The following is a 22,753-nucleotide window of genomic DNA, read 5'->3' as shown; positions in this document are numbered from 1 at the left end:
GTATGGACGCCGGCGCGGATCAGAGGCGCACCGGCAGCGCCCGGAGGCTGCGGTTGAGCAGCGACGGTTGCCAGCGCACCCCGGACGTGGCCGGCGCCAGACCCGGCGCCGCGGCCAGCAGGTCGGTCAGCGCCGCCCCGGCCACCAGCCGGGCCAGCGGGGCGCCCAGGCAGAAGTGGCCGCCCTGCCCGAAACCGAGGTGCGGGTTAGGGTGCCGGCGCAGGTCCAGCTCGTCGGGTCGGGCGAAGCGCGACGGGTCCCGGTTCGCCCCGGCGGTGACCACATAGACCCGCTGCCCCGCCCGCAGGCTGCGGCCACCCAGCTCGAAGTCGTCCCGGACGTGCCGGATGGACATCTTGGACGGCCCGTCGAAGCGCAACAGCTCCTCCACGGCCACCGGCGCCAGCTCCGGTTCGGCCCGCAACAGGGCGAGCTGGTCCGGGTGCCGCAACAGGTTCCAGGTGCCCACGGCGATGAGGTTGCTGGTGGTCTCGCCACCGGCGAACGCCACGTGGGTGAGCATGGCGACGAACTCGTCCTCGCTCACCGACTCCCCCACCAGGCCGCTCGCGAGCGCGGCGCTGATCAGGTCCTCGCGGGGATCGGCCCGGCGGGCCCGGACCAGCGCGCGCAGGTAGTCGAAGAGATCCAGCAGCGCCTGCTGCGAGCGCTCGTTCTCCTCGGGCGACTGCACCGCGCCCAGCGCCAGGTCACCGACCTGGATCGCCAGCCGCTGGAACATCGCGGTGTCCTCGACCGGCACACCCATCCAGGCCGCCGCGACGGTCGCCGGCAACGGCCTGGCGAACTCGGCGACCAGGTCGATGACGCCGCCGCCGGCACCGGCCCGGGCGGCCAGCCGGGCCACCGCCTCCTGCACCATCGGCCGGTTGCGCCGCACCTGACGGGCCCCGAAGGCACCCCGGAAGACGCTGCGCAACCGCCGGTGCTCGGGCGGGTCGACGAAGACCATCCACCCCGCCATGATCGAGAAGGCGCGGGCCGCCTCCGGGCTGAGCAGGTCCGGCGGGGTCTGCGCCAGGATCGGACCGATCCGGTCCGCGGAGATCGCCGGCTCGGTGTAGCAGGCCACCGCAGGCTCGTAGCCGGTGACCAGCCAGGCCCGGTGCACCGGGCTCCAGTGCACCGGCTCGACGGCCCGCAGCTGGGCCAGGTACGGGTACGGGTCGGCGACCAGGTCGTCGTCCAGCAGGTAACGGTCGGTCAGCATCGCGGTGGTCATGCTGGACCGGCCGGGCATGCCCTCACGGCCCTCGCTGCGCTCGGTGCGTTCGCTCATGCCGAGCCGACCGGGCATGCCCTCACGGCCCTCGCTGCGCTCGGTGCGTTCGCTCATGCCGAGCCGACCGGGCATGCCCTCACGGCCCTCGCTGCGCTCGGTGCGTTCGCTCATGCCGTGCCCTCCAGCAGCTCGGCGGCGAGGTCGGCGACGGCCGCCACGCCCGGTTCGGTGACCATGCTCCGGTGGGTGCCGGGCAGGTGGTGCACGGTGAGCGCGCCGGGGAACATCTCCCGGCAGCGCCGCTCGTAGGCGGGCCCGTCCTCCCCGGCCACCACCGAGGGGCGGCCCGGGCCGGCGGTGACCGCCTCGGCGGTGACCAGCAGGTGCGCCGGCCCGTGGTAGGGCTCGGGGCGGTAGCCGGCGGCGGCCCGCAGCAGCGCCGTCCACATCGTCACCGGCCAGTCGGCGCCCAACTCCGCCTCGGCCTCGTTGACGCCGGCCGCCACCAGCGTGGCGACCAGCTCGCGTTCCTGGCTGAGCCGGGCCGGGGTGCCCGGGGTCAGCCCGCGGATCGCCGCGCGCATCGCCACCGCCCGGTCCAGCAGGTCCAGCGCCTCGGTGACCGCGAACGCCCCGGCCTCGTCGGGCACCGCCGGTTCGAGCAGCAGCAGGACGTCCACCCGCTCGCCGGCCCCGGTCAGCCGGATCGCCATCTCCTGGGCGATGTTGGCCCCCATCGACCAGCCCAGCAGGGCGTACGGGCCGTGCGGCTGACGTGCCCGCAGCTCGCGCAGGTAGTCCTCGGCCAGTCCGGTCATGGTGTCGGCGTCGACGCCGCCGTCGATGCCCCGGGCCTGCAGGCCGCGCACCGGCCGGCCGGCGGGCAGGGCCTGGGCCAGCGGCAGGTACCAGGCTACGCTGCCGCCGCTGGGGTGCACGCACCAGAGCGGACGGCGGTCGGTGTCGCCGTCGCGGAGGCTCACCACCACGCCGGCGTCGTGGCGTACCGCCGTGCCGGCCGGAACGGGCCGGCGCTCGGCGACCACCGCGGCCAGTGCCGCCACGGTGGGGTGCTCGACCAGGTCGGCCACCCCGACCGGCAGGCCCAGGTCGCAGGCGCGGGCGGCGAGCCGCACGATGGCCAGCGAGTGCCCGCCGAGGTCGAAGAAGTCGTCGTGCACCCCGACCCGGTCGAGCCGCAGCGTCTCCGCCCACAGCTTCGCCAGGGTCGCCTCGACCTCGGTGCGCGGCTCCAGGTAGGGGCGCTCCGGCTCGCTGTCCGCCGTGGGCGCCGGCAGTGCCGCCCGGTCGAGCTTGCCGTTCCCGGTCAGCGGCAGCGCGGCCAGCGTGACGAACGCCGCCGGCACCAGGTAGGCGGGCAGCCGGTCCCGCAGCCACCGGCGCAGCTCGGCGACGTCGGGCCCACCCAACCCGGCCACCGGCACCAGGTAGGCGACGAGCCGGGCGTCACCGGGGCGGTCGGCGTGGGCGGCCACCGCGGCCATCGCCACGTCGGCACGGGCGGCGAGCACCGACTCGATCTCGCCGAGTTCGATGCGCCGGCCGCGGATCTTGACCTGCCCGTCGATCCGGCCGCCGAACTCCAGGCTGCCGTCGGCGCGCCACCGCCCCCGGTCACCGGTGCGGTACAGCCGCCGGCCGCCACCGGTCGGGTCGGGCACGAACCGGTCCGCCGTCAGCCCGGGCTGACCGAGGTAGCCCCGGGCCAGGGCGTCACCGCCCAGGTGGATCTCGCCGGCCACACCGACCGGAGCCGGGCGCAGCGCGTCGTCGAGCACCAGCACCGTGGTCCGCGCCAGCGGCCGGCCGATCGGCACGCTGACCGCGTCCGCCGGCAGGTCGCGGACCTGGTGCGCGGTGACCAGGAAGATCGCCTCGACCGGACCGTACCCGTTGACCAGCCGCAGGTGCGGCCAGCGGGCGGCCAGGTCCCGGCAGTGCGGCGCGGACGCCGCCTCCCCGCCGAAGACGAGCTGCCGCAGCTCGCCCAGCTCCGTCGGCACCTCCTCGACGGCCAGGTTGAACAGCGTCGTGGTGAGGAAGGCGGTGGTCACGCCGTGGCGGCGGATCGCCGCGACGATGCCGGCCGGGGTGATCGGCCCGATCGGATAGAGCGCGCAGGCGCCGCCGTGCAGCAACGGACCGAAGATCTCGAAGATCGCCGCGTCCCAGTTGACGCTGCTCAGGTGCAGCACGGTCTCGTCCGCGCCGAGATGGACGAAGTCCTGCCGCAGCAGCGAGTCCACGATCGACCGGTGGGTCACCGCGATGCCCTTGGGCCGGCCGGTGGAGCCCGAGGTGTAGAGCACGCAGGCCAGGTCGTCGGCGTCCGGCCCCGACGTCGGTGGCTCCGGCGGCTCGGCGGCGAACGTCTCCTCGGCGAGTGTGAGCACGGTGCCGATCCGCGCCGGCACCTGGTGCCGCCAGGCCGGCTGCGCCAGCACCAGCTCGACGCCGGCGTCCGCGGCGAGCAAGTCGAGCCGGCGGCGCGGGTCCCGGGGATCCATCGGCAGGTACGCCGCGCCCGCCTTGAGGATACCGAGCATGCCGACGACCAGGTCGACGGAGCGCTCGGCGCAGAGCCCGACGACACGGTCCGGGCCGGCGCCGTGCCGGCGCAGGCGGTGGGCCACCCGGTTGGCCCGGGCGTCCAGCTCGGCGTAACTGAGCGGGCCGTCCGGACCGGCCAGCGCCACCTGCTCCGGCCGGGCGGCGACCTGGGCGGCCAGGACGTCGACCAGGCTGCGCGGGTCGTGCGCGACGCCCGCCGCCCGGCTCCGGGTCTCGTCGACCGACGCGGGCACGCCGGGCGCCGCGTCGGGGTCGGCGACCATCCGCGCCAGCAGCTCGCAGTACGCGTCGGCCAGCCGTTCCACCTCGCCGGGCGACATCCGGCCGGCGTCGGCCTCGAACGAGACGCCCTCCGGGCCGGTGGTGACCATGAGCCCGAAGTTGGTCCGGGCGATCTCCTCGATCTCCTGCTTGTGCTCGCTGCCCAGCGCGTGGAAGTGCACGTAGTTGAACGCGGTGTCGACCAGCACCTCGCCGGCCCACCGGCCCCGTTGCAGCTCGGCCAGCGGGAAGCGCCGGTGCGCCAGGACGTCCTGCTCGGCGGCGAAGACGTCGCGCAGCAGCCCCACCCAGCTCGTCGCCGCCGACGCCACCCCGAACGGCACCACGTTGAGGAACAGCCCGCGCATGCCCTCCGCGCCGGCCCGCTCCGGGCGCCCGTTGGTGGCGAACCCGGTGGCGTACGCCCCGCCGTCGGCGAGCTGCCCCATCAGGTGGTGGTAGGCGGTGAACAGGACCGTCTTGCGGGGCACGCCGGCGCGGGCGGCCAGCGCGTCGATGCCCGACCGCAGGTGCCGGTAGCCGCGCAGCGCCTCGCAGGTGGACTTGTCGGCCGGTTCCGCGCCCACCGAGCGGGGCACCCGCACCGGGGGGAACCGCTCCACCATGGTGTCCCAGAACTCCCGGGCGGCCGGGTCGGCCACCGCGGCGCGTTCCAGGGCGACGTACTCCGCGAAGCGGGGCACCGGGCCGGTGGGCGGCGGCTGACCCGCGCCGGTGACCGACCGGCGGTGCCGGTCGACCAGCTCGGCGATCAGCGAGGTGAGGCTCCAACCGTCCAGTACCGCGTGGCAGTCGGTGATGGTGAGCCGGTACTCGACGTCGTTGAGCACGTGCACGTGCAACCGGATCAGCGGCGGCTCGGCCAGCTCGAACCAGCGCACCGACTCGGCGCGCAGGTGCTCCCGGACGTGCCTGGCCTGCTCCTGCTCGGGCAGGTCGCGCAGGTCGTCCACCCCGACCGGCAGGGCGGCCCGCTCGCGCACCAACTGCAGCGGCTCCTCGTAAGAACTCCAGTCGAACCCGGTGCGGAGGATCTCGTGGCGGGCCACCACGGTCCCGGCCGCGGCCCGCATGGCGGCGGCGTCGAACCCGGCCGGCTCCTGCACCCGGAAGCTCGTCACGTTGTGGTAGGCGCCCTTGCCGGCGTCGGCCAGCAGCTCGTAGAGCATGCCCTGCTGCATCCGGGTCAGCGGGTAGGCGTCCACGAGGCCGGCGGGCAGCCGGTCCCGGTCGGCCGGGGCGACCATGGCGAACCGCTCGACCGGCGCCGCCCCGGCGGGCTCGTCGGCCCGCCGGTCCGCGGCGGTGTCGACGGCCCGGGCCAGCTCGCCGAGCGACTGGTGGGCGAAGACGTCGCGCAGCGCAACGGTGACGCCGCGCCGCTCGGCGAGCCCGACCACGCGCAGCGCGAGGATCGAGTCGCCGCCCAGGTCGAAGAAGCGGTCGGTGACGCCGACCCGGTCGGTATCCAGCGCCTCGCACCACACCTCGGCCAGCAGTCGCTCGGTGGGGGTGGCGGGCGGGACCTGGTCGCGCGCGGTGTCCAGCGCCGCGCCGTCGGTGTCGGGCAGCGCCCGCCGGTCGACCTTGCCGTTGGCGGTCAGCGGCAGCGCCGGGAGCACGGTGAACGTCGCCGGCACCATCGCCTCGGGCAGCCGCTCGCGCAGCCAGTGCCGCAACCGCTCGCCGGTCAGCTCGCCGTCGACGACCAGGTAGGCGTGCAGCCGGTGCTCACCGCTGCGGTCGCCGCGAGCCACCACCGCGGCCTGGCCGACCGCCGCGTGCCGCAGCAGCGCGGCCTCCACCTCGCCCAGCTCGATCCGGTGGCCGCGGACCTTCACCTGGTCGTCGGCGCGACCACGGTACTCCAGCTCGCCGTCGGCCAGGTGCCGGGCCCGGTCACCGGTGCGGTAGAGCCGGGCGCCGGGGACGGCGGAGAACGGGTCCGGCACGAACCGCTCGGCGGTCAGCCCCGGGCGGCCCAGGTAGCCGCGGGCCAGGCCGGCGCCGCCCACGTACATCTCGCCGGTGGCGCCGACCGGGACGGGCCGCAGGTGCCGGTCGAGCACGTGCACGGTGAGGTCACCGAGCGGGCGGCCGATCGGGGAGACGGCGTCGCCGGCCAGGTCGGCGGCGGTGATCAGGCGGTGCGTGACGTGCACTGTGGTCTCGGTGATGCCGTACATGTTGACCAGCCGGATCCCGGCGCCGGGCCCGTCGAGCCAGCCCTCCAGCTCGGGTACGTCGAGCTTCTCGCCGCCGAGCACCACGTGCCGCACGCCGAGGTCGGCCAGCGGCCGGTCACCGAGGGCGGCCCGCAGGTTGCGGAACGCGCCCGGGGTCTGGCTGAGCATGGTCACCCGCTCGGCGGCCAGCAGCGCGGCGAACCGCTCCGGGTCGCGGGCGGTGGCCCGGTCGACGAGCACGACCGCGCCGCCACGGGTCAGCGCGCCCCACAGCTCCCAGACCGAGAAGTCGAACGCGTACGAGTGGAACAGGCTCCACACCCCGCCGGGCGGCAGGTCCAGGGCGTCGGCGCAGGAGTCGAGCAGGCGTACCACCTGCCGGTGCGCGACCCCCACCCCCTTGGGCCGGCCGGTGGAGCCGGAGGTGTAGATGACGTAGGCGAGGTGGTCGGCGCCGGTGACCGACGCCGGGTCCTCGACGGACGCCGCGGCGATCGCCGGGTCGTCCAGGCGCAGCAGCCCGGCCCGGTCCACCGGCACCCGATCGGCGAACTCCGGCGACACCACGGCCAGCCGCACCCCTGCGTCGCCGACGACGTACTCCAGCCGGTCGCGCGGGTGCTCCGGGTCCAGCGGCACGTACGTCCCGCCGGCCTTGAGGATGCCGAGGACGCCGACGGCCAGGTCGAGGTCGCGGCGCACGCAGAGCGCCACCGGCGTCTCCGGCCCGACCCCGGCCGCGCGCAGCCGGTGGGCGAGCTGGTTGGCCCGCGCGTTCAGCGTGCGGTAGTCGACCCGCCGCGTGCCCGCCACGACGGCGACGGCGGTCGGGTCGGCGGCGACGTGCCGGGCGAACCGCTCGTGCAGCAGGTCCGGCGAGTCGTAGCCGCGCGCCGGGACGGCCCAGTCGGCGAGCTGGCGCCGCTCCTGCTCGGGCAGCAGGTCCAGGTCGGCCAGCGGCGTGTCCGGGTGGGCGACGGCCTGCTCCAGCAGCCGCCGGTACTGCGCGGCCCACCGTCGCACCGTCGACGGTCGCCACAGGTCCGACCGGTGGAAGAACGCGGCGGCGAGCCCGTCCGCCCGGCGGGCGGTCTGCAGGATCAGGTCGAACTTGACCGCGTCGAGATCCAGCTCGAACCGCGTGCCGGCCACCGGGCCGAGCCGCACCGGGCGGTCGTCCGGGTCGTCGTCGAGGCTGAACATGACCTGGAACAGCGGGTTGCGGTCCAGCGTACGGTCGGCGCCGACCTGGTCGACCACCCGCTCGAAGGGCGTCTCCTGGTGGTCGTACGCGCCGAGCGCGTCGGCGCGGACCCGGTCGAGCAGGTGGGTGAAGGACGGGTTGCCGGTGAGGTCGGCGCGCAGCACCAGGGTGTTCACGAAGAAGCCGACTACCTGCTCCACCTCGGGCCGGTCGCGGCCGGCGACCGGCGTGCCGACGCCGAAGTCGACCTGGCCGGTGAGCCGGCCCAGCACCGCCTCGAACGCGGCGAGCAGGACCATGTGCAGGGTCGCGCCGCGGTTCCGGGCGAACCGCTCCACCGCGCCGACCAGCTCGGCGGGAAGCGTGAAGTCGCAGCTCGTGCCCGCGGTGGAGCCCCCGGCGGGGCGGGCGCCGTCGGTGGGCAGCTCCAGCGGCGGCAGCCCGGCCAGCCGGTCCCGCCAGTACGTCAGGTCCCGCTCCCGGCCGCGCTCGGCGGCCGGGCCGCGCTGCCAGGCCGCGTAGTCGGCGTAGCGCACCGGCGGCTCGGGCGACGTCGTCCCGGCGTACGACGCCTCCAGGTCGCGCACCAGCACGCCGATCGAAGCGCCGTCGGCGACGATGTGGTGCAGGGCCAGCAGGACCACGTGGTCGGTCGGGGTGAGGCGCCACCCGGTGACCCGGAACAGCGGCCCGGTCTCCAGGTCGAACGGCTCGGCCGCGACCTGCCGGGCCGACTCGGCGACCTCGGTGGCGTCGCCGGCCTCCCGCCAGTCGACGCCCGGCCAGCCGGCCACGATCTCCTGCCGGACCACCCCGTCGACGACGGTGAACCGGGTCCGCAGCGCCTCGTGCCGCTCGACGAGGGCGGCGAACGCGGCGTCGAGCCGGTCCCGATCCAGCGGGCCGGTGAGCCGCCACGCCACCGGGATGGTGTACGCCGCGCCGGCGCCGTCGAGCCGGTCGAGGAAGACGAGCCGTTCCTGGCCGAAGGAGACCGGCAGGTCGCGGGTGCCGCTGCCGCGGGTGATCCCCGCCGGGGCGGCACGCCCGGCGTCTCCGGCGAGCCGCCTGTTAAGCAGCTCCTGCTGGGCGGCGGTGAGGGCGGTCATCGGGTCTCCTCCAGTTTCCGGGCGAGCCGGGCGATGGTGCGGGCCTCGAAGAAGGCGCGCAGGGTGACCGGGGCGTCCAGCCGTTCGCGCAGCCGGGAGATCACCCGCAGCGCGGTCAGCGAGTGGCCGCCGAGGGCGAAGAAGTCGTCCTCGACGCCGATGTCGGGCCGTTGGAGCAGGTCGGCCCAGATCTCGGCGACGACCCGCTCGACGTCGGTGCGTGGGGCCACCCGGTCCGCCGCCGGCAGCTCGGTCCGGATCTCGGGCAGCGCCGCCCGGTCCACCTTGCCGTTGCCCAGCAGCGGCAGGGCGTCGAGGACGAGCAGCTCGGCCGGGATCATCGCGGACGGCAGGCGGGCCTCCAGGTGCCGGCGCAGGTCCGCCTCGTCGAGCCGGCCCTCCGGGGCGCGCTGGGCGTAGCCGGCGAGCCGCCAGCCGTTCGGCCCGTCCGGGCGGGCCACCACGGCCGCGGCGCCGACCTCGGGGTGCTCGGAGAGCGCGGCCTCCACCTCGGCCGGTTCCACCCGGACGCCGCGCACCTTCACCTGCCGGTCCAGCCGGCCCCGGAGCTCCAACGTCCCGTCGGCGAGCAGGCGTGCCGCGTCGCCGGTGCGGTACATCCGCGCGCCGGGTGGCCCGGCCGGGTCCGGCAGGTACACGGCGGCGGTGCGGCCGGGTTGGCCGTGGTAGCCGCGGCTGACCCCGGCACCGCCGATGAACACCTCGCCGAAGACGCCCACCGGCGCCGGCCGCAGTGTCGTGTCGAGCACGTGCACGGTGGTCCCCGGCATCGCGACGCCAATCCCGACCGACTCGTACGGCCGGCTCGGGTCGAGGTCGGCCACGGTGGTGGTGACCGTCGCCTCGGTCGGGCCGTACTGGTTGACGATCCGGCGCGCACCGGGGAGCGCGTCGTGCAGCCGGGCCAGCAACGCCGGGGTGCACGGCTCGCCACTGAGCACGAGCAGCCGCAGCGCGGGCAGGTTGGCGGCAGACACGTCGCCGGCGTCGAGGAGCTGGTGCAGCAGCGACGGCACCATGCTCAGCAGCGCGGTCGGCGCGGGCCGGCCGGTCAGGTCGGCGGCGAGCGTGGACAGGTCGGCGCGTTCGGCCATCAACACGGTCGCGCCGACGGTGAGCGGGCCCACGCAGTCGCGCAGGAACGCGTCGAAGCTGGGCGAGGCGCGTTGCAGCACCACGTCGTCGGCGTCGAGCCGGTAGTGCGCGCCGATGGTGTCGAGGTAGGCGGTGATGCCGCCCTGCTCCACCAGCACCCCCTTCGGCGTCCCGGTGGAGCCGGAGGTGTGGACCAGGTAGGCGAGATGGTCGGGGCGGGTGTCGACGTCCGGCGGGGTGACCGGGTGGGCGGACGACGCCGCCTCGGCGACGCCGTCCGCATCGAGCACGAACCGCACTCCGGCACCGTCGGCCAGCCGCGCCAGGCGCCGCGGCGGCAGCTCCGGGTCGAGCCCGACGAACGCCCCGCCGGCCTTCCAGACGGCGAGCACCGCGACCACGGTGTCGACGCACCGGGGCAGCCGCAGTCCGACCCGGTCCTCCGGGCCGATCCCCCGCGCCCGCAGGTGGTGGGCGAGCCGGTTGGACCGCCGGTCCAGCTCCCCGTAGGTGAGCGGGCCGCCCGGGCCGAGCAGGGCGGTGGCGTCCGGGGTGGCCCGGACGTGGTCGGCGATCCGGTCGGGCAGGGAGCGGAACGGCACTGCCGGTCGGGCCGCCGCCGGGGCCGCCTCGGTCCCGACCAGCGGCAGGTCGGCGATCCGCGCCGCCGGCTCGGCCGCGACCGCGCGCAGCAGGTCGACGTACGCCCCAGCCATCCGCGCGACGGTGGCGGCGTCGAAGATGTCGGTGGTGTAGTCCAGCGAGCCGGCCAGCCCCTCCGGGCCGTGCACCAGCTCCAGGGTCAGGTCCAGCTTGGCCGCGCCCCGGTCCACCGGCTGCGCGACGCCCTCGGCGGACCCCAGCCGCAGCGTGTCGAGGGTCCAGTCGTTGTAGCTGAACAGCGCCTGGAAGAGCGGGGAGCGGCCCAGGTCGCGCTCCGGGCTCAGCTCCTCGACCAGCCGGCCGAACGGCAGCTCCTGGTGCTCGTACGCGGCGAGCGCGTCGTCGCGCACCCGGTCCAGCAGGTCGGTGAAGCGCGGCTCGCCGGACAGGTCGGCACGCAGCACCAGCGTGTTCAGGAAGAAGCCGACCACGTCGCGGACCTCCGGCCGGTCCCGCCCGGCCACCGGCGTGCCGACGGCGAAGTCGGTCTGGCCGCTCCACCGGCCCAGCAGCACCTGGTAGGCGGCGAGCAGCGTCATGAACAGCGTCGCGCCGTGCGCCCGGCCGAGTCGCTCCAGCGCGACGGCCAGCGCCGGTTCGACGGTGAACCCGACGTGCGCCCCGGCGCCGTCGCGCGCCGGCGGCCGGGGCCGGTCGGTGGGCAGCTCCAGGTCGGGCAGGTCGGCCAGCCGTCGGCGCCAGTGGTCCAGGTCGCCGGCCAGCCGGTCGCCGGCCAGCCGGTGCCGCTGCCAGGCGGCGAAGTCGGCGTAGCGCACCGGCGGACGCGGCACGTCCGCCCCGTCGTAGCCGGCCTCCAGCTCGCGGATCAGCACCGCCGCCGACCAGCCGTCGGAGACGGCGTGGTGCATGGCGAGCAGCAGCAGGTGGGCGTCGCCGGCCCGCCAGAGCACGGCCCGGAACAGCGGCCCGGTGGTCAGCTCGAACGGCCGGCGGGCCTCCCGGGCCAGGTCGGCCTCCGCCTCGGCGGCCGAGGTCGCGACGCGCCGGTCCAGGCCCGCCCAGCCGGGCGTGACGTCCTGGCGGACCACGCCGTCGGTCAGGGTGAACCGGGTCCGCAGCGACTCGTGCCGCTCGACCAGCGCGTCCAGCGCCGCGGCGAGCCGGTCGGCCCGCACCGGCCCGGTCAGCCGCCACGCCAGCGGGATGGTGTACGCCGCCCCGGCGCCCTCCAGCCGGTCGAGGAAGACCATCCGTTCCTGGCCGAAGGAGACGGGCAGTCCGGCGGCCCCGGCGCCCCGGGTGATCGGCGCGACCGACGCGTCCGCGCCGGCGAGCAGGCGGGCCAGTCCGGCCACGCTGCGGGCGGTGAACAGGTCCCGGAAGGTGATCTCCCGACCGGTGCGGGCGGCCACCGCGCCGACCACCTTGATGGCCAGCAGCGAGTGCCCGCCGAGGGCGAAGAAGTCGTCGTCCACGCCCGGATCGTCGACGCCGAGCACGTCGCGGAAGATCTCGGCGAGCTGCCGCTCCAGCGCGGTCGTCGGTTCCCGCCGGCCGGCGCCGGTCGCATAGGTCGGCTCGGGCAGGGCAGCCCGGTCGACCTTGCCGTTCCCGGTCAGCGGCAGCTCGTCGAGCACCACCACGGCGGCCGGCACCAGGTAGGCCGGCAGCTCCCGGCCGAGGTACGCCCGCAGGTCACCCAGCTCGGCCCGATCGCCCGCCACGTACGCCACGAGGTTGAGCACGCCGGTGCGGTCGGGCCGGGCGAGCACCACCGCGTCCCGGACCGCCGGGTGTCGGCGTACCGCCGTCTCGATCTCGCCCGGCTCGACCCGGAACCCCCGGATCTTCACCTGGCCGTCGGCGCGGCCGACGAACTCCAGCACGCCGTCGCCGGTCCACCGGACCAGGTCGCCGGTGCGGTAGACCCGGCCGCCGGGCGCGCCGAACGGGTCGGGCAGGAACCGCTCGGCGGTCAGCGCGGGCGCCCCGACGTATCCCCGGGCCACACCGGCGCCGCCGAGCAGCAGCTCGCCGACCACCCCGACCGGTACCGGCCGCAGCCGCCGGTCCACCACGTAGGTGGTGGTGTGGTGCGTGGGCCGGCCGATCGGGACGCGGCCGGTGTCGCCGGTCGGCGCGGTGACCGGGTGCCAGGTGCTGAACGTGGTCGACTCGGACGGGCCGTACATGTGCAGCAGCCGGTCCGGGCCGCCGTGCGCGAGCAGCCCGTCCACCGTGGCCGGGTCGGACGTCTCCCCGCCGAAGAGCACGTGCCGCAGCCCGCGCAGCGCGTCCGGGCGTTCCCGGGCGACCTGGTGGAACAGGGCGGTGGTGAGGAACAGCGTGGTGACCCGGTGCCGCGCCAGGTGGTCGGCCAGGGCGGCGGTGGAGAGCGCCACGTCGGGCGGGGTGACCACCACGGTGGCCCCGGCGACCAGGGTGGCCCACACCTCGAAGGCGGCGGCGTCGAAGAGCGGGCTGGCCGCGAACGCCACCCGGTCGTCCGGCGCCGGGTCCAGGTAGCCGCCGTCGTGGACGGTGCGGACCAGGTTCCGGTGAGTGATCCCGATGCCCTTGGGACGGCCGGTCGAACCGGAGGTGTGCACCACGTAGGCGAGCTGCTCCGGGTCGACCGCTACCGCCGGGTCGGTCGCCGGCCGCCGGTCCAGCTCGGCGGCGTCCCGGACCAGGTCGACGACGGGACAGCCCAGGCCGGCGCCGTCATGGTGCCCGGCGGCGGTGAGCAGCAGCGTGGCGCCGGCGGTGGTGACCATGTGCCGGCTGCGATCGGTCGGCTGGTCGGCGTCGAGCGGAAGGTAGGCGCCGCCGGACCGGAGCACGGCGAGCTGCGCGCGGACCAGGTCGACGCCGCGTGGCAGGCTGACCGCCACCACGGTCTCTGGGCCCACCCCGAGGTCGATCAGGTGGTGCGCCAACCGGTTGGCCCGCCGGTCCAGCTCGGCGTACGTCCAGACGGTCGCGCCGTCGACCACGGCGGGCCGGTCGGGCCCGGCGGTGACCCGGTCGGCGACGAGGTGGTGCAGCGCCCGGGCGGGCAGGTCCGGGGTGGCCGCGGTGCCCGCCGCCAGCAGGGCGTCCCGCCGCGCCGGGTCGAGCACCGGCCAGTCGCCGAACCGGGCGCCGGGGTCGGCGGCCAGGGCGTCGAGCAGCCGGGCGTACGCGTCGGCGAGGCGACCGACGGTGGCCGCGTCGAACAGGTCGGTGGCGTACTCGAACAGGCCGGTGCGGGTCCCGTCGGACGCCTCGTCGACGAACAGGGTGAGGTCGAACTTGGCGGTCCGCCAGCCCAACGGGAGTTCGGTGACGGCGCGGCCGGGCAGCCGCAGCGCGGTGACCGCGGTGTCCCGCAGGGCGAACATGGTCTGGTAGATCGGGGTGCGGCTGAGGTCCCGCTCCGGGCGCAGCTCCGCGACGACCTGTTCGAACGGCACGTCCTGGTGCTCGTAGGCGCGCAGGGTGGCCTCGCGGACCCGCCGGAGAAGTTCGGTGACCGTCGGGTCGCCGCTCAGGTCGGCGCGGACGGCGACGGTGTTGACGAAGAAGCCGACGACGTTCTCCACCTCGGCGCGGGACCGGCCGGCCACCGGCGTGCCGACGGCGAAGTCGCGCTGCCCGCTCCACCGGCCGAGCAGCGCCTGGAACGCCGCCAGCAGCACCGTGTGCAGGGTGGTGTGCTGGTCCTGGGCGAGCGCGGCGAGCCGGCGCAGGGCGTCGGCGGGCAACGCGAAGCGGTGGGTGGCGCCGGCCGCGCCGAGCACCGCCGGCCGGGGCCGGTCCGTGGGCAGCTCCAACGCGGGCACGCCGGTGAGCACGTCGCGCCACCCGTCGAGTTCCGCGGCGAGCCGGGCCGGACCGAGCTCGGCCCGCTGCCAGCGGGCGAAGTCGACGTAGCGCACCGGCGGCGCGGGCGGGTTCAGACCGGCGTACAGCTCGCCGAGCTCGCGGGCGATCACGCCGAGCGACCACCCGTCGGCGACCACGTGGTGCAGCACCAGCAGCAGCACGTCGTGCTCGGGCAGGCGCACCAGCGTGGCGCGCCACAGCGGTCCGGCCGCCAGGTCGAACGGCTCCCGGATCCGCCCGGCCGCCAGCTCGTCGTGCCACGCGTCGGCGTCGACCACGTCCAGGGTCACCGCCGGCTCCGGCTCGACCACCGGCGTGTCGCCGGCGAACCGGGTCCGCAGCGCGTCGTGCCGGGCGGCGAGCCGGCGCAGCGCCCGGCGCAGCGTCTCCTCGTCCAGATGCCCGTCGATCCGCCAGGCGACCGGGATGACGTAGCTGGGACTGTCCGGGTGGATCCGCTGGAGGAACAGCAGTCGCTCCTGGCCGAACGAGGCGACCGCCGACGCGTCGTCGCCGCCGGCGACCAGCGCCGGCGGGGCGTCCCCGGCGGGCGTCGCGGTGACCGCCTCGGCCAGGCCGGCGACGGTCATCCCCTCGAACAGGTCCCGGATGGAGACCTCCACGCCGAACTCCTCGCGCATCCGGGCGATCAGCCGCACGGCCAGCAGCGAGTGCCCGCCGAGGGCGAAGAAGGTGTCGTCGACGCCGACCCGGGCCACCCCGAAGACGTCGGTCCAGACCTTCGCGACGCGCTCCTGCACCGGGTTCTCCGGGGCCCGGTACGCGACGGCCAGCTCGGGGCGGTCCGGGGCGGGCAGCGCCTTGCGGTCCAGCTTCCCGCTCGGGGTCAGCGGCAGCTCGGTCAGCGGCACGAACGTCGACGGCACCATGTAGCCGGGCAGCCGCTCGGCGAGGCGGTCCCGCAGCTCGCCGACGTCGGGGCGGTCCCCGACGACGTACGCGACGAGTCGCTTCTCGGCGGCGTCGCCGGTGGCCACCACCACCGAGGCGCGCACCCCCGGCTGGTCGTCGAGCACGGCCTGGATCTCGCCCAGCTCCACCCGGTTGCCGGCGAGCTTGACCTGCTCGTCGACCCGGCCCAGGTACTCGACCACGCCGGGGCGGTGCCAGCCGGCCAGGTCGCCGCTGCGGTACATCCGGCCACCCGGCTCGCCGTACGGGTCGGGCAGGAAACGCTCGGCGGTCAGGCCCGGCTGGCCGAGGTAGCCGCGCGCGAGTTGCACCCCGGCCAGGTACAGCTCACCCGGGCCGGCGTCGTCCGCCGGCCGCAGCTCGGCGTCGAGGATGTGCAGCTGGGTGTTGTCGACCGCCGCGCCGATCGGCACGCTCGCGCCGGACCACTCGGGCCGGCAGGCCCACGCGCTCACCTCGATGGACGCCTCGGTCGGACCGTAGAGGTTGTGCAGCTCGACGTCGGGCAGGGCGCGCAGCACCCGGTTCTGCAGGTCGGTGGGGAGCGCCTCGCCGCTGGCCAGGATCCGGCGCAGGCTGTGGCAGTCGGCGACACCCGGTTCGCCGACGAACAGGGCCAACATGGTCGGGATGAAGTGCGCGCTGGTGATCTGCCGGCGCTGGATGATCTCCACCAGGTAGCGGGTGTCCCGGTGCCCGCCCGGCCGGGCGACGACCAGGCGGGCGCCCACCATGAGCGGCCAGAAGAGTTCGTGCACCGACACGTCGAAGGCGTACGGCGTCTTCTGCAGCACCCGCTCGTCGGAGGTCATGCCGTACTCGTGCTGGCCCCAGCGCAGCCGGTTGACCACGCCCCGGTGCTCGACCACCACGCCCTTCGGCCGGCCGGTCGAACCGGAGGTGTACATGACGTAGCAGGCGTTGCGCCCGTCCACCGCGACGTCGACCGGCTCGTCGGGTTCGCCGTCGGTGTCGGCCAGGGTCAGCTCGGTCAGGCCGGGCAGGCCCAGGTCGACGTGCATGCCGGGGCCGCGGACCACTGCCACCGCGCCGCCCCGGCCGGCCATGTAGGTCAGTCGTTCGGTCGGCAGCTCCAGGTCCAGCGGCAGGTAGGCCGCGCCGCTCTTCAGCACGCCCAGCAGCGTGACCAGCAGGTCCAGCGACCGCTGGGCGCCGACGGCGACCACCGTCTCCGGCCCGGCGCCGGCGCGGCGCAGGGTATGGGCGAGCCGGTTCGCCCGCCGGTCCAGCTCCCGGTAGGTCAGCTCCGCGCCCTCGAACTCCAGCGCGACGACGTCCGGGGTACGCCGGACCTGTGCCTCGATCAGGCCGTGGATGGTGCTCATTGGTTCTGCTCCTTCAGTGCCTGCTCGACGTCCTCGCTGCTCATCGCGGCGATCTCGGCCATCAGCCGCTCCTCAACGGCGGCGGCGAGCCGGGCCACGGTGGGCTGTTCGAAGAGGGTGCGCACGGCCACCTCGCAGCCGAAGGCGGCGCGCAGCCGGATGGCGACCCGGGTGGCGAGCAGGGAGTGGCCGCCCAGGTGGAAGAAGTTGTCGTGGACTCCGATCCGGTCGACCTGGAGCACCTGCCGCCAGACGTCGGCGACCGCCTCCTCGGTCGGGGTGCGCGGCGCTTCGGTGTCCGCGCCGGGCGCCGGGCGGTGCCCGGCGGGGTCGGGCAGCCGGTCCCGGTCGACCTTGCCGCCGACGGTGCGCGGCAGCTCGTCCAGCACGATCAGCACCGCCGGCACCATGAATCCGGGCAGCCGCTCGGCCAGCCGGTCCCGCAGCGCGTCGACGGCCACTCCGTCGCCGGCCAGGTACGCCACCAACCGGTCCCGCCAGGCGAGCACCACCGCGTCGCGGACGCCCGGGTGCTCCCGCAGCCGGGCCTCGACCTCGCCCACCTCGATGCGGAAACCGCGCACCTTCACCTGGCCGTCGGCCCGGCCGTGGAACTCCAACTGCCCGTCGGAGCGCCAGCGCACCAGGTCCCCGGTGCGGTACAGCCGACCGCCGGGTTCCCGCCCGTACGGGTCCGGCACGAACCGCCCGGCGGTCAGGCCCGGCCGACCCAGATAGCCCCGGGCCAGTTGCGAGCCACCGACGAACAGCTCGCCGACCGCGCCCGCCGGGGCCTCGGCGAGCTGGCCGTCGAGCACGTACAGCGGGCGGTCCCCCACCGCGCGGCCGATCGGCACGAGCCCGTCCACCTCGGACGGCACGTCGTAGACGGTGGCGCTGATCGTGGTCTCGGTGGGGCCGTAGGTGTTCACCACCGCGACGTCGGGGAGGTACCGGCGCCACCACGCCAGATCGGTGGGGCGGACCGCGTCGCCGCCGAGCACCAGCAGCCGCAGCCCGGCCGGGCTCCAGGTGGGCGCGGTGGTGCCGTCGGCGGTGACCTCGGCGATCAGCTCCGTGAGGTAGCCGGGGACCACCTCCATCACGGTCACCCGGTGACGTTCCACGTCGGCGACCAGTTGGGCCGGCGCGACCAGGCCGTGCTCCGGCAGCACCAGCGCCGCGCCGCAGGACAACGCCGGGAAGATCTGTTCGATCGAGGCGTCGAAGGCCAACGCGGCGAACTGGAGCACCCGGTCGTCCGGGCCGAGCCCGAAACGCCGCCGCATCCGCGACACGTGCCCCGCCATCGCCGCCCGCGACACCCCGACCCCCTTCGGCCGGCCGGTCGAACCCGACGTGTAGATCACGTACGCCACCTGCGCCGGATCCACCGCCACACCCGGATCGTCGGCCCGCCCACCGTCGGGCAGCGGCCCGTCCAGCGTCACGGACGCACCCAGGTCGGCGACGACGAGGTCGACCCGCTCGGTCGGCCACGCCGGGTCGACTGGCACGTACGCACCGCCCGCCTTGAGCACGCCGAGCACCGCGGCGAGCATGTCCACACCGCGGGGCAGCCGCACCACCACCGGCGTCTCCGGGCCCACGCCCCGCTCGCGCAACCACCAGGCCACCCGGTTGGCGCGCGCGTTCAGCTCCGCGTACGACAGGACGCCGTCGGCGCCGACGGCGGCGAGCGCGCCCGGGTCGCGGCGGACCCGCGTCTCGAACGCGGTGACCGGATCGGTCGCCCGGCCCGGCTGCTCGGCGGCCCCGAACCGGCGCAGCAGGGCCGTCTCGGGGTCCGGCAGCGCGAGGGCGCCGAGCCGGGCGTCCGGCGCGGCGACCACCGCGACGAGCAGGTCCTGGCACCGCCGCACCAGTCGGTCGACGGTGGCCGCGTCGAACAGGTCCGTGCGGTACTGCACGAAACCGCCGGCCGAGCCGGGGTCGGTGGTGAAGGTGACCATCAGGTCGAACTTGGCGACGTCGAACGGGATCTCGGCGGGACGCAGCCGCGCGGTGCCGAGCCGGGGCGCGGCGATCGAGCGGACCTCCAGGTCGAACATGGCCTGGAACAGCGGGGACCGGCCCGGGTCCCGGTCGGGGCGCAGCTCCTCCACCACCCGCTCGAACGGCAGTTCCTGGTACTGGTAGGCGTCCAGGGCCCGGTCGCGCACCCGGCCGAGCAGTTCGGTGAAGGTCGGGTCGCCGCTGGTGTCGGCGCGCATGACCAGGGTGTTCACGAAGAAGCCGAGGACGTTCTCCACCTCGGCGCGGGTCCGCCCGGCCACCGGCACCCCGACACCGAAGTCGTGCTGCCCGCTCCAGCGCGACAGCACCGCCTGGAACGCGGCCAGCAGCGTCATGTAGAGGGTGGCGCCGTGCCGGCGACCGAACCGCTCCAACCCGGCCACCAGCTCGGGGTCCAGGCTGAACTCGCGGGTCGCGCCGGCCCAGGAGGAGCGGGGCGGCCGGGGCCGGTCGGTGGGCAGTTCCAGTGCGGGCAGGTCGGCCAGCCGCTCGCGCCAGTGCGCCAGTTCGGCGTCGAGGCGGTCGCCGGTGAGTTCCCGGCGCTGCCAGCCGGCGTAGTCGGCGTACTGCACCGGCAGCTCCGGCAGCGGTTCCCCGGCGTAAGCGGCGCCCAGGTCGCGCACCAGCACGCCCATCGACCAGCCGTCGGAGACGATGTGGTGCATGGCCAGCACGAGCAGGTGGTCCGCCGGGCCGAGCTGCCAGACCAGGGCCCGGAACAGCGGGCCGGCGGCGAGGTCGAAGGGGCGATGCAGCTCCGCGCCGGCCCGCTCCACCGCGCGGGCGTACGGGTCGTCGGCCGAGCGCACGTCGTGCCAGTCGGCGGTCACCTCGCCGGCTGCGGTGACCCGCTGCACCGGTTCCGTGCCGACCACCGGGAACGTGGTGCGCAGCGCCTCGTGCCGGTCGACGAGCTGCCGCAGCGCCCGGTCGAGCCGGCCCCGGTCGAGCGGCCCGTCCACCCGCCAGGCCAGCGCGGCCATGTAGTCGGGCGCGTCGGGCTCCAGCCGGTTGAGGAACCACATCCGTTCCTGGGCGAAGGAGAGCGGGAAGTCGCCGCTGCGGCGCAGTCGGGTGATGGCGGGCGCGGGTTCGGCGGCCGCCGCCGGCAGGGCGGCGGCGAACTCGGCGATGGTCGGGTGGGCGAAGAAGGTCCGCACGTCGACCGGCCGGTCCAGGGTCTTCACCAGCCGGGCCACCGCGAGCGTGGCCAGCAGCGAGTGGCCGCCCAGGTCGAAGAAGTTGTCGTGGACACCGATCCGGTCGACCCGCAGGACCTGCCGCCACACCTCGGCGACCGCCTCCTCGGTCGGGGTGCGGGGCTCCTCGAAACCGTCCGTCACCGCGGGGCGGTGTCCGTCCGGGTCGGGCAGCCGGTCCCGGTCGACCTTGCCGCCGGCGGTGCGCGGCAGCTCGTCCAGCACGACCACCACGGCGGGCACCAGGTACTCCGGCAGCCGTTCGGTCAGCCGGTCCCGTACCGCCTGGCCGGTGACCCCGTCGCCGGCCAGGTACGCCACCAACCGGTCCCGCCAGGCGAGCACCACCGCGTCGCGGACGCCCGGGTGCTCCCGCAGCCGGGCCTCGACCTCGCCCACCTCGATGCGGAAACCGCGCACCTTCACCTGGCCGTCGGCCCGGCCGTGGAACTCCAACTGCCCGTCGGAGCGCCAGCGCACCAGGTCCCCGGTGCGGTACAGCCGACCGCCGGGTTCCCGCCCGTACGGGTCCGGCACGAACCGCCCGGCGGTCAGGCCCGGCCGACCCAGATAGCCCCGGGCCAGTTGCGAGCCACCAACGTACAGGTCGCCCACCGCGCCCACCGGCACGTCCCGCAGCCGGTCGTCGAGCACGTACAGGTCACGGTCGGCGAGGGACCGGCCGATCGGCGCGACGCCGGTGAGCCCGCTCGACACCTCGGCGATCGTCGCGGTGACGGTGGTCTCGGTCGGTCCGTAGGCGTTGAGCACCGTCACGTCGGGGCAGCACGCGGCGAAGCGGTCGACAGCGGCGGGCCGCACCGCGTCGCCGCCGAGCACCATGGTCCGCAGGGCCCGCGGCACGGTCCCGTTCCGTTCGGTCAGCTCGGCGACGAGCGCGCCGAAGTACGCCGGCGGCAGGTTGGCGAGCGTGACACCGTGCCGCTCCAGCAGCGGCAGCAGCGTGGCGGGGGTGACGAGGCCGTGCTCCGGCAGCACCAGCGCCGCGCCGCAGGACAACGCCGGGAAGATCTGGTCGATCGAGGCGTCGAAGGCCAACGCGGCGAACTGGAGCACCCGGTCGTCCGGGCCGAGCCCGAAACGCCGCCGCATCCGCGACACGTGCCCCGCCATCGCCGCCCGCGACACCCCGACCCCCTTCGGCCGGCCGGTCGAACCCGACGTGTAGATCACGTACGCCACCTGCGCCGGATCCACCGCCACACCCGGATCGTCGGCCCGCCCACCGTCGGGCAGCGGCCCGTCCAGCAGGATGTCGAGGCCGGCGTCCGCGCGGACGAAGTCGACGCGTTCGGCCGGCCACGCCGGGTCCAGCGGCAGGTAGGCCCCGCCGGCCTTGAGCACGCCCAGGACGGCGGCGAGCATGTCGACACCGCGGGGCAGCCGGATCCCGACCAGGCTCTCCGCGCGCACGCCCCGCTCCCGCAACCACCACGCCACCCGGTTGGCCCGCGCGTCCAGCTCCGCGTAACTGACCGTCCGGTCCCCGGCCAGGACCGCGGTGGCGGCGCCGGCACGGCGTACGCGGTCGGTGAAGGCGGCGATCGGGTCCACCGTCCGGCCGGTCGCCTCGGCCGCGCCGAGGCGGCGCAGCAGCGCCGTCTCCGCGCCGGGCAGCCCCAGTTCGCGGACCCGTACGCCCGGGTCCGCGACCACGGCCGCCAGCAGCTCGCGCCACCGCCGCAGCAGCCGGTCGATGGTGGCCGCGTCGAACAGGTCCGCGCGGTAGACCACGGTCACCGCCAGCTCGTCGCCGTGCGGCTGGGCGAACAGCGACACCGCGAACAGCGCCTTGGGCCGGTCGGTCTCGAAGTCGGTGAAGCGCAGCGGGCCGGCGGACGGGCCCTCGTCGGGCACGTTCTGCATGGCGAACCAGGCGTCGATCAGCGAGTCGGTGTCCGGCCGCTCGGGCCGCAACTCGCGGACCACCCGCTCGTACGGCACCTCCTGGTGGTCGAGGGCGTCGAGCGCGTCGTCGCGGACCCGGCCGAGCAGCTCGGTGAAGGTCGGGTCGCCGGCCAGCCGGGCGCGCACGACCACGGTGTTGACGAACAGCCCGATGAGGTTCTCCACCTCCGGCCGGCTGCGGCCGGCGACCGGGGAGCCGATGCCGAAGTCGTGCTGCCCGCTCCACCGCCCCAGCAGGACCTGGAAGGCGGCCAGCAGCGTCATGTAGAGGGTGGCGCCGTTCTCGCGACCGAGCCGGTGCAGCCCGGCCACCAGCTCCGGGCCGACGACGAACTCGGTGGTGGCCGCCGCGTGGCCGGGCTGCTCCGGACGCGGCCGGTCGGTGGGCAGGGTCAGCGCGGGTAGGCCGGCGAGCTGCTCACGCCAGTACGCCAGGTCGTCGCCGAGCCGGTCGCCGTCGAGTTCCCGGCGCTGCCGCTCGGCGAAGTCGACATAGCGGACGGGCAGGTCGGGCAGCGGCCCACCGGCGTAGGCGGTGGCCAGCTCGCGGGCGAGCAGGCCGACCGACCAGCCGTCGGAGACGATGTGGTGCACGGCGGCCAGCACCACGTGCTCGGTGTCGGTGAGCCGCCAGACGACCACCCGCAGCGGGGGTCCGACGGTCAGGTCGAACGGCCGCTCCGCCTCGGCGGCGGCCTGTCCGACGATCTCCTCGGTCGTGGTGGCGGCGCGCCAGTCGACGGTAACGTCGGCCGACGGGTCGAGGACGACCCGGGGCGTGCCGTCGCGTTCGCCGAAGACGGCGCGCAGCGCGTCGTGCCGGGTGACCACCGTGTCGAGCGCCGCCTGGAGTCGGGCGCGGTCGAGCGGGCCGTGGACCCGCCACATCGGTGTGGTGACGTACGCGGTGCCACGGCCCCCGTCCAGTCGGTCCAGGAACCACATGCGGTGCTGGGAGAATGACAGCGCGTAATCATCCTGCGCGCTATTCACTGGCTGACGCAATTCGAATTCCCCTCGACTGAAAACGGGCAGGCGACAGGCGCTTTGGACGCGCGGAGAGGCGCACTGCCCCCATTCAGGCGA

General features: G+C 75.6%; 4 protein-coding genes. All 4 read right to left on the bottom strand.

Features of this window, described 5'->3' with window-relative positions; translation table 11 throughout:
- Positions 1-19: 19 nt before the first annotated feature.
- The 4 genes from O7618_RS06725 to O7618_RS06710 are packed head-to-tail and all read right to left on the bottom strand — an operon-like array spanning position 20 to position 22,660.
- Positions 20-1,414 (bottom strand): cytochrome P450, encoded by a 1,395-nt coding sequence (locus O7618_RS06725; RefSeq protein WP_278105102.1) that lies wholly within the window; start codon positions 1,412-1,414, stop codon positions 20-22.
- Positions 1,411-8,616: a non-ribosomal peptide synthetase gene (locus O7618_RS06720; protein ID WP_278105101.1), complete on the bottom strand. Its 7,206-nt coding sequence runs from the start codon at positions 8,614-8,616 to the stop codon at positions 1,411-1,413. Before O7618_RS06720 ends, O7618_RS06725 begins: the two co-directional genes overlap by 4 nt.
- A complete protein-coding gene (locus O7618_RS06715; RefSeq protein WP_278105100.1) occupies positions 8,613-16,502 on the bottom strand; it encodes a non-ribosomal peptide synthetase in 7,890 nt (2,629 codons plus the stop codon). The genes O7618_RS06720 and O7618_RS06715 overlap by 4 nt, the downstream gene beginning before the upstream one ends.
- Positions 16,499-22,660, bottom strand: coding sequence for a non-ribosomal peptide synthetase (locus tag O7618_RS06710; protein WP_278105099.1), 6,162 nt, complete (start codon positions 22,658-22,660; stop codon positions 16,499-16,501). The genes O7618_RS06715 and O7618_RS06710 overlap by 4 nt, the downstream gene beginning before the upstream one ends.
- Positions 22,661-22,753 lie beyond the last annotated feature (93 nt).

It is taken from the genome of Micromonospora sp. WMMD980, from assembly GCF_029626035.1.
Lineage (GTDB): Bacteria > Actinomycetota > Actinomycetes > Mycobacteriales > Micromonosporaceae > Micromonospora.
The sequence above is the reverse complement of the archived record's forward strand: the minus strand, read 5'-3'. Positions and strand labels throughout refer to the sequence as shown.

Coding starts and splice junctions, on each gene's coding strand:
- O7618_RS06725 (WP_278105102.1), bottom strand. CDS start 1,414: ATGAGCGAACGCACCGAGCGCAGCGAGGGCCGTGAGGGCATGCCCGGT.
- O7618_RS06720 (WP_278105101.1), bottom strand. CDS start 8,616: ATGACCGCCCTCACCGCCGCCCAGCAGGAGCTGCTTAACAGGCGGCTC.
- O7618_RS06715 (WP_278105100.1), bottom strand. CDS start 16,502: ATGAGCACCATCCACGGCCTGATCGAGGCACAGGTCCGGCGTACCCCG.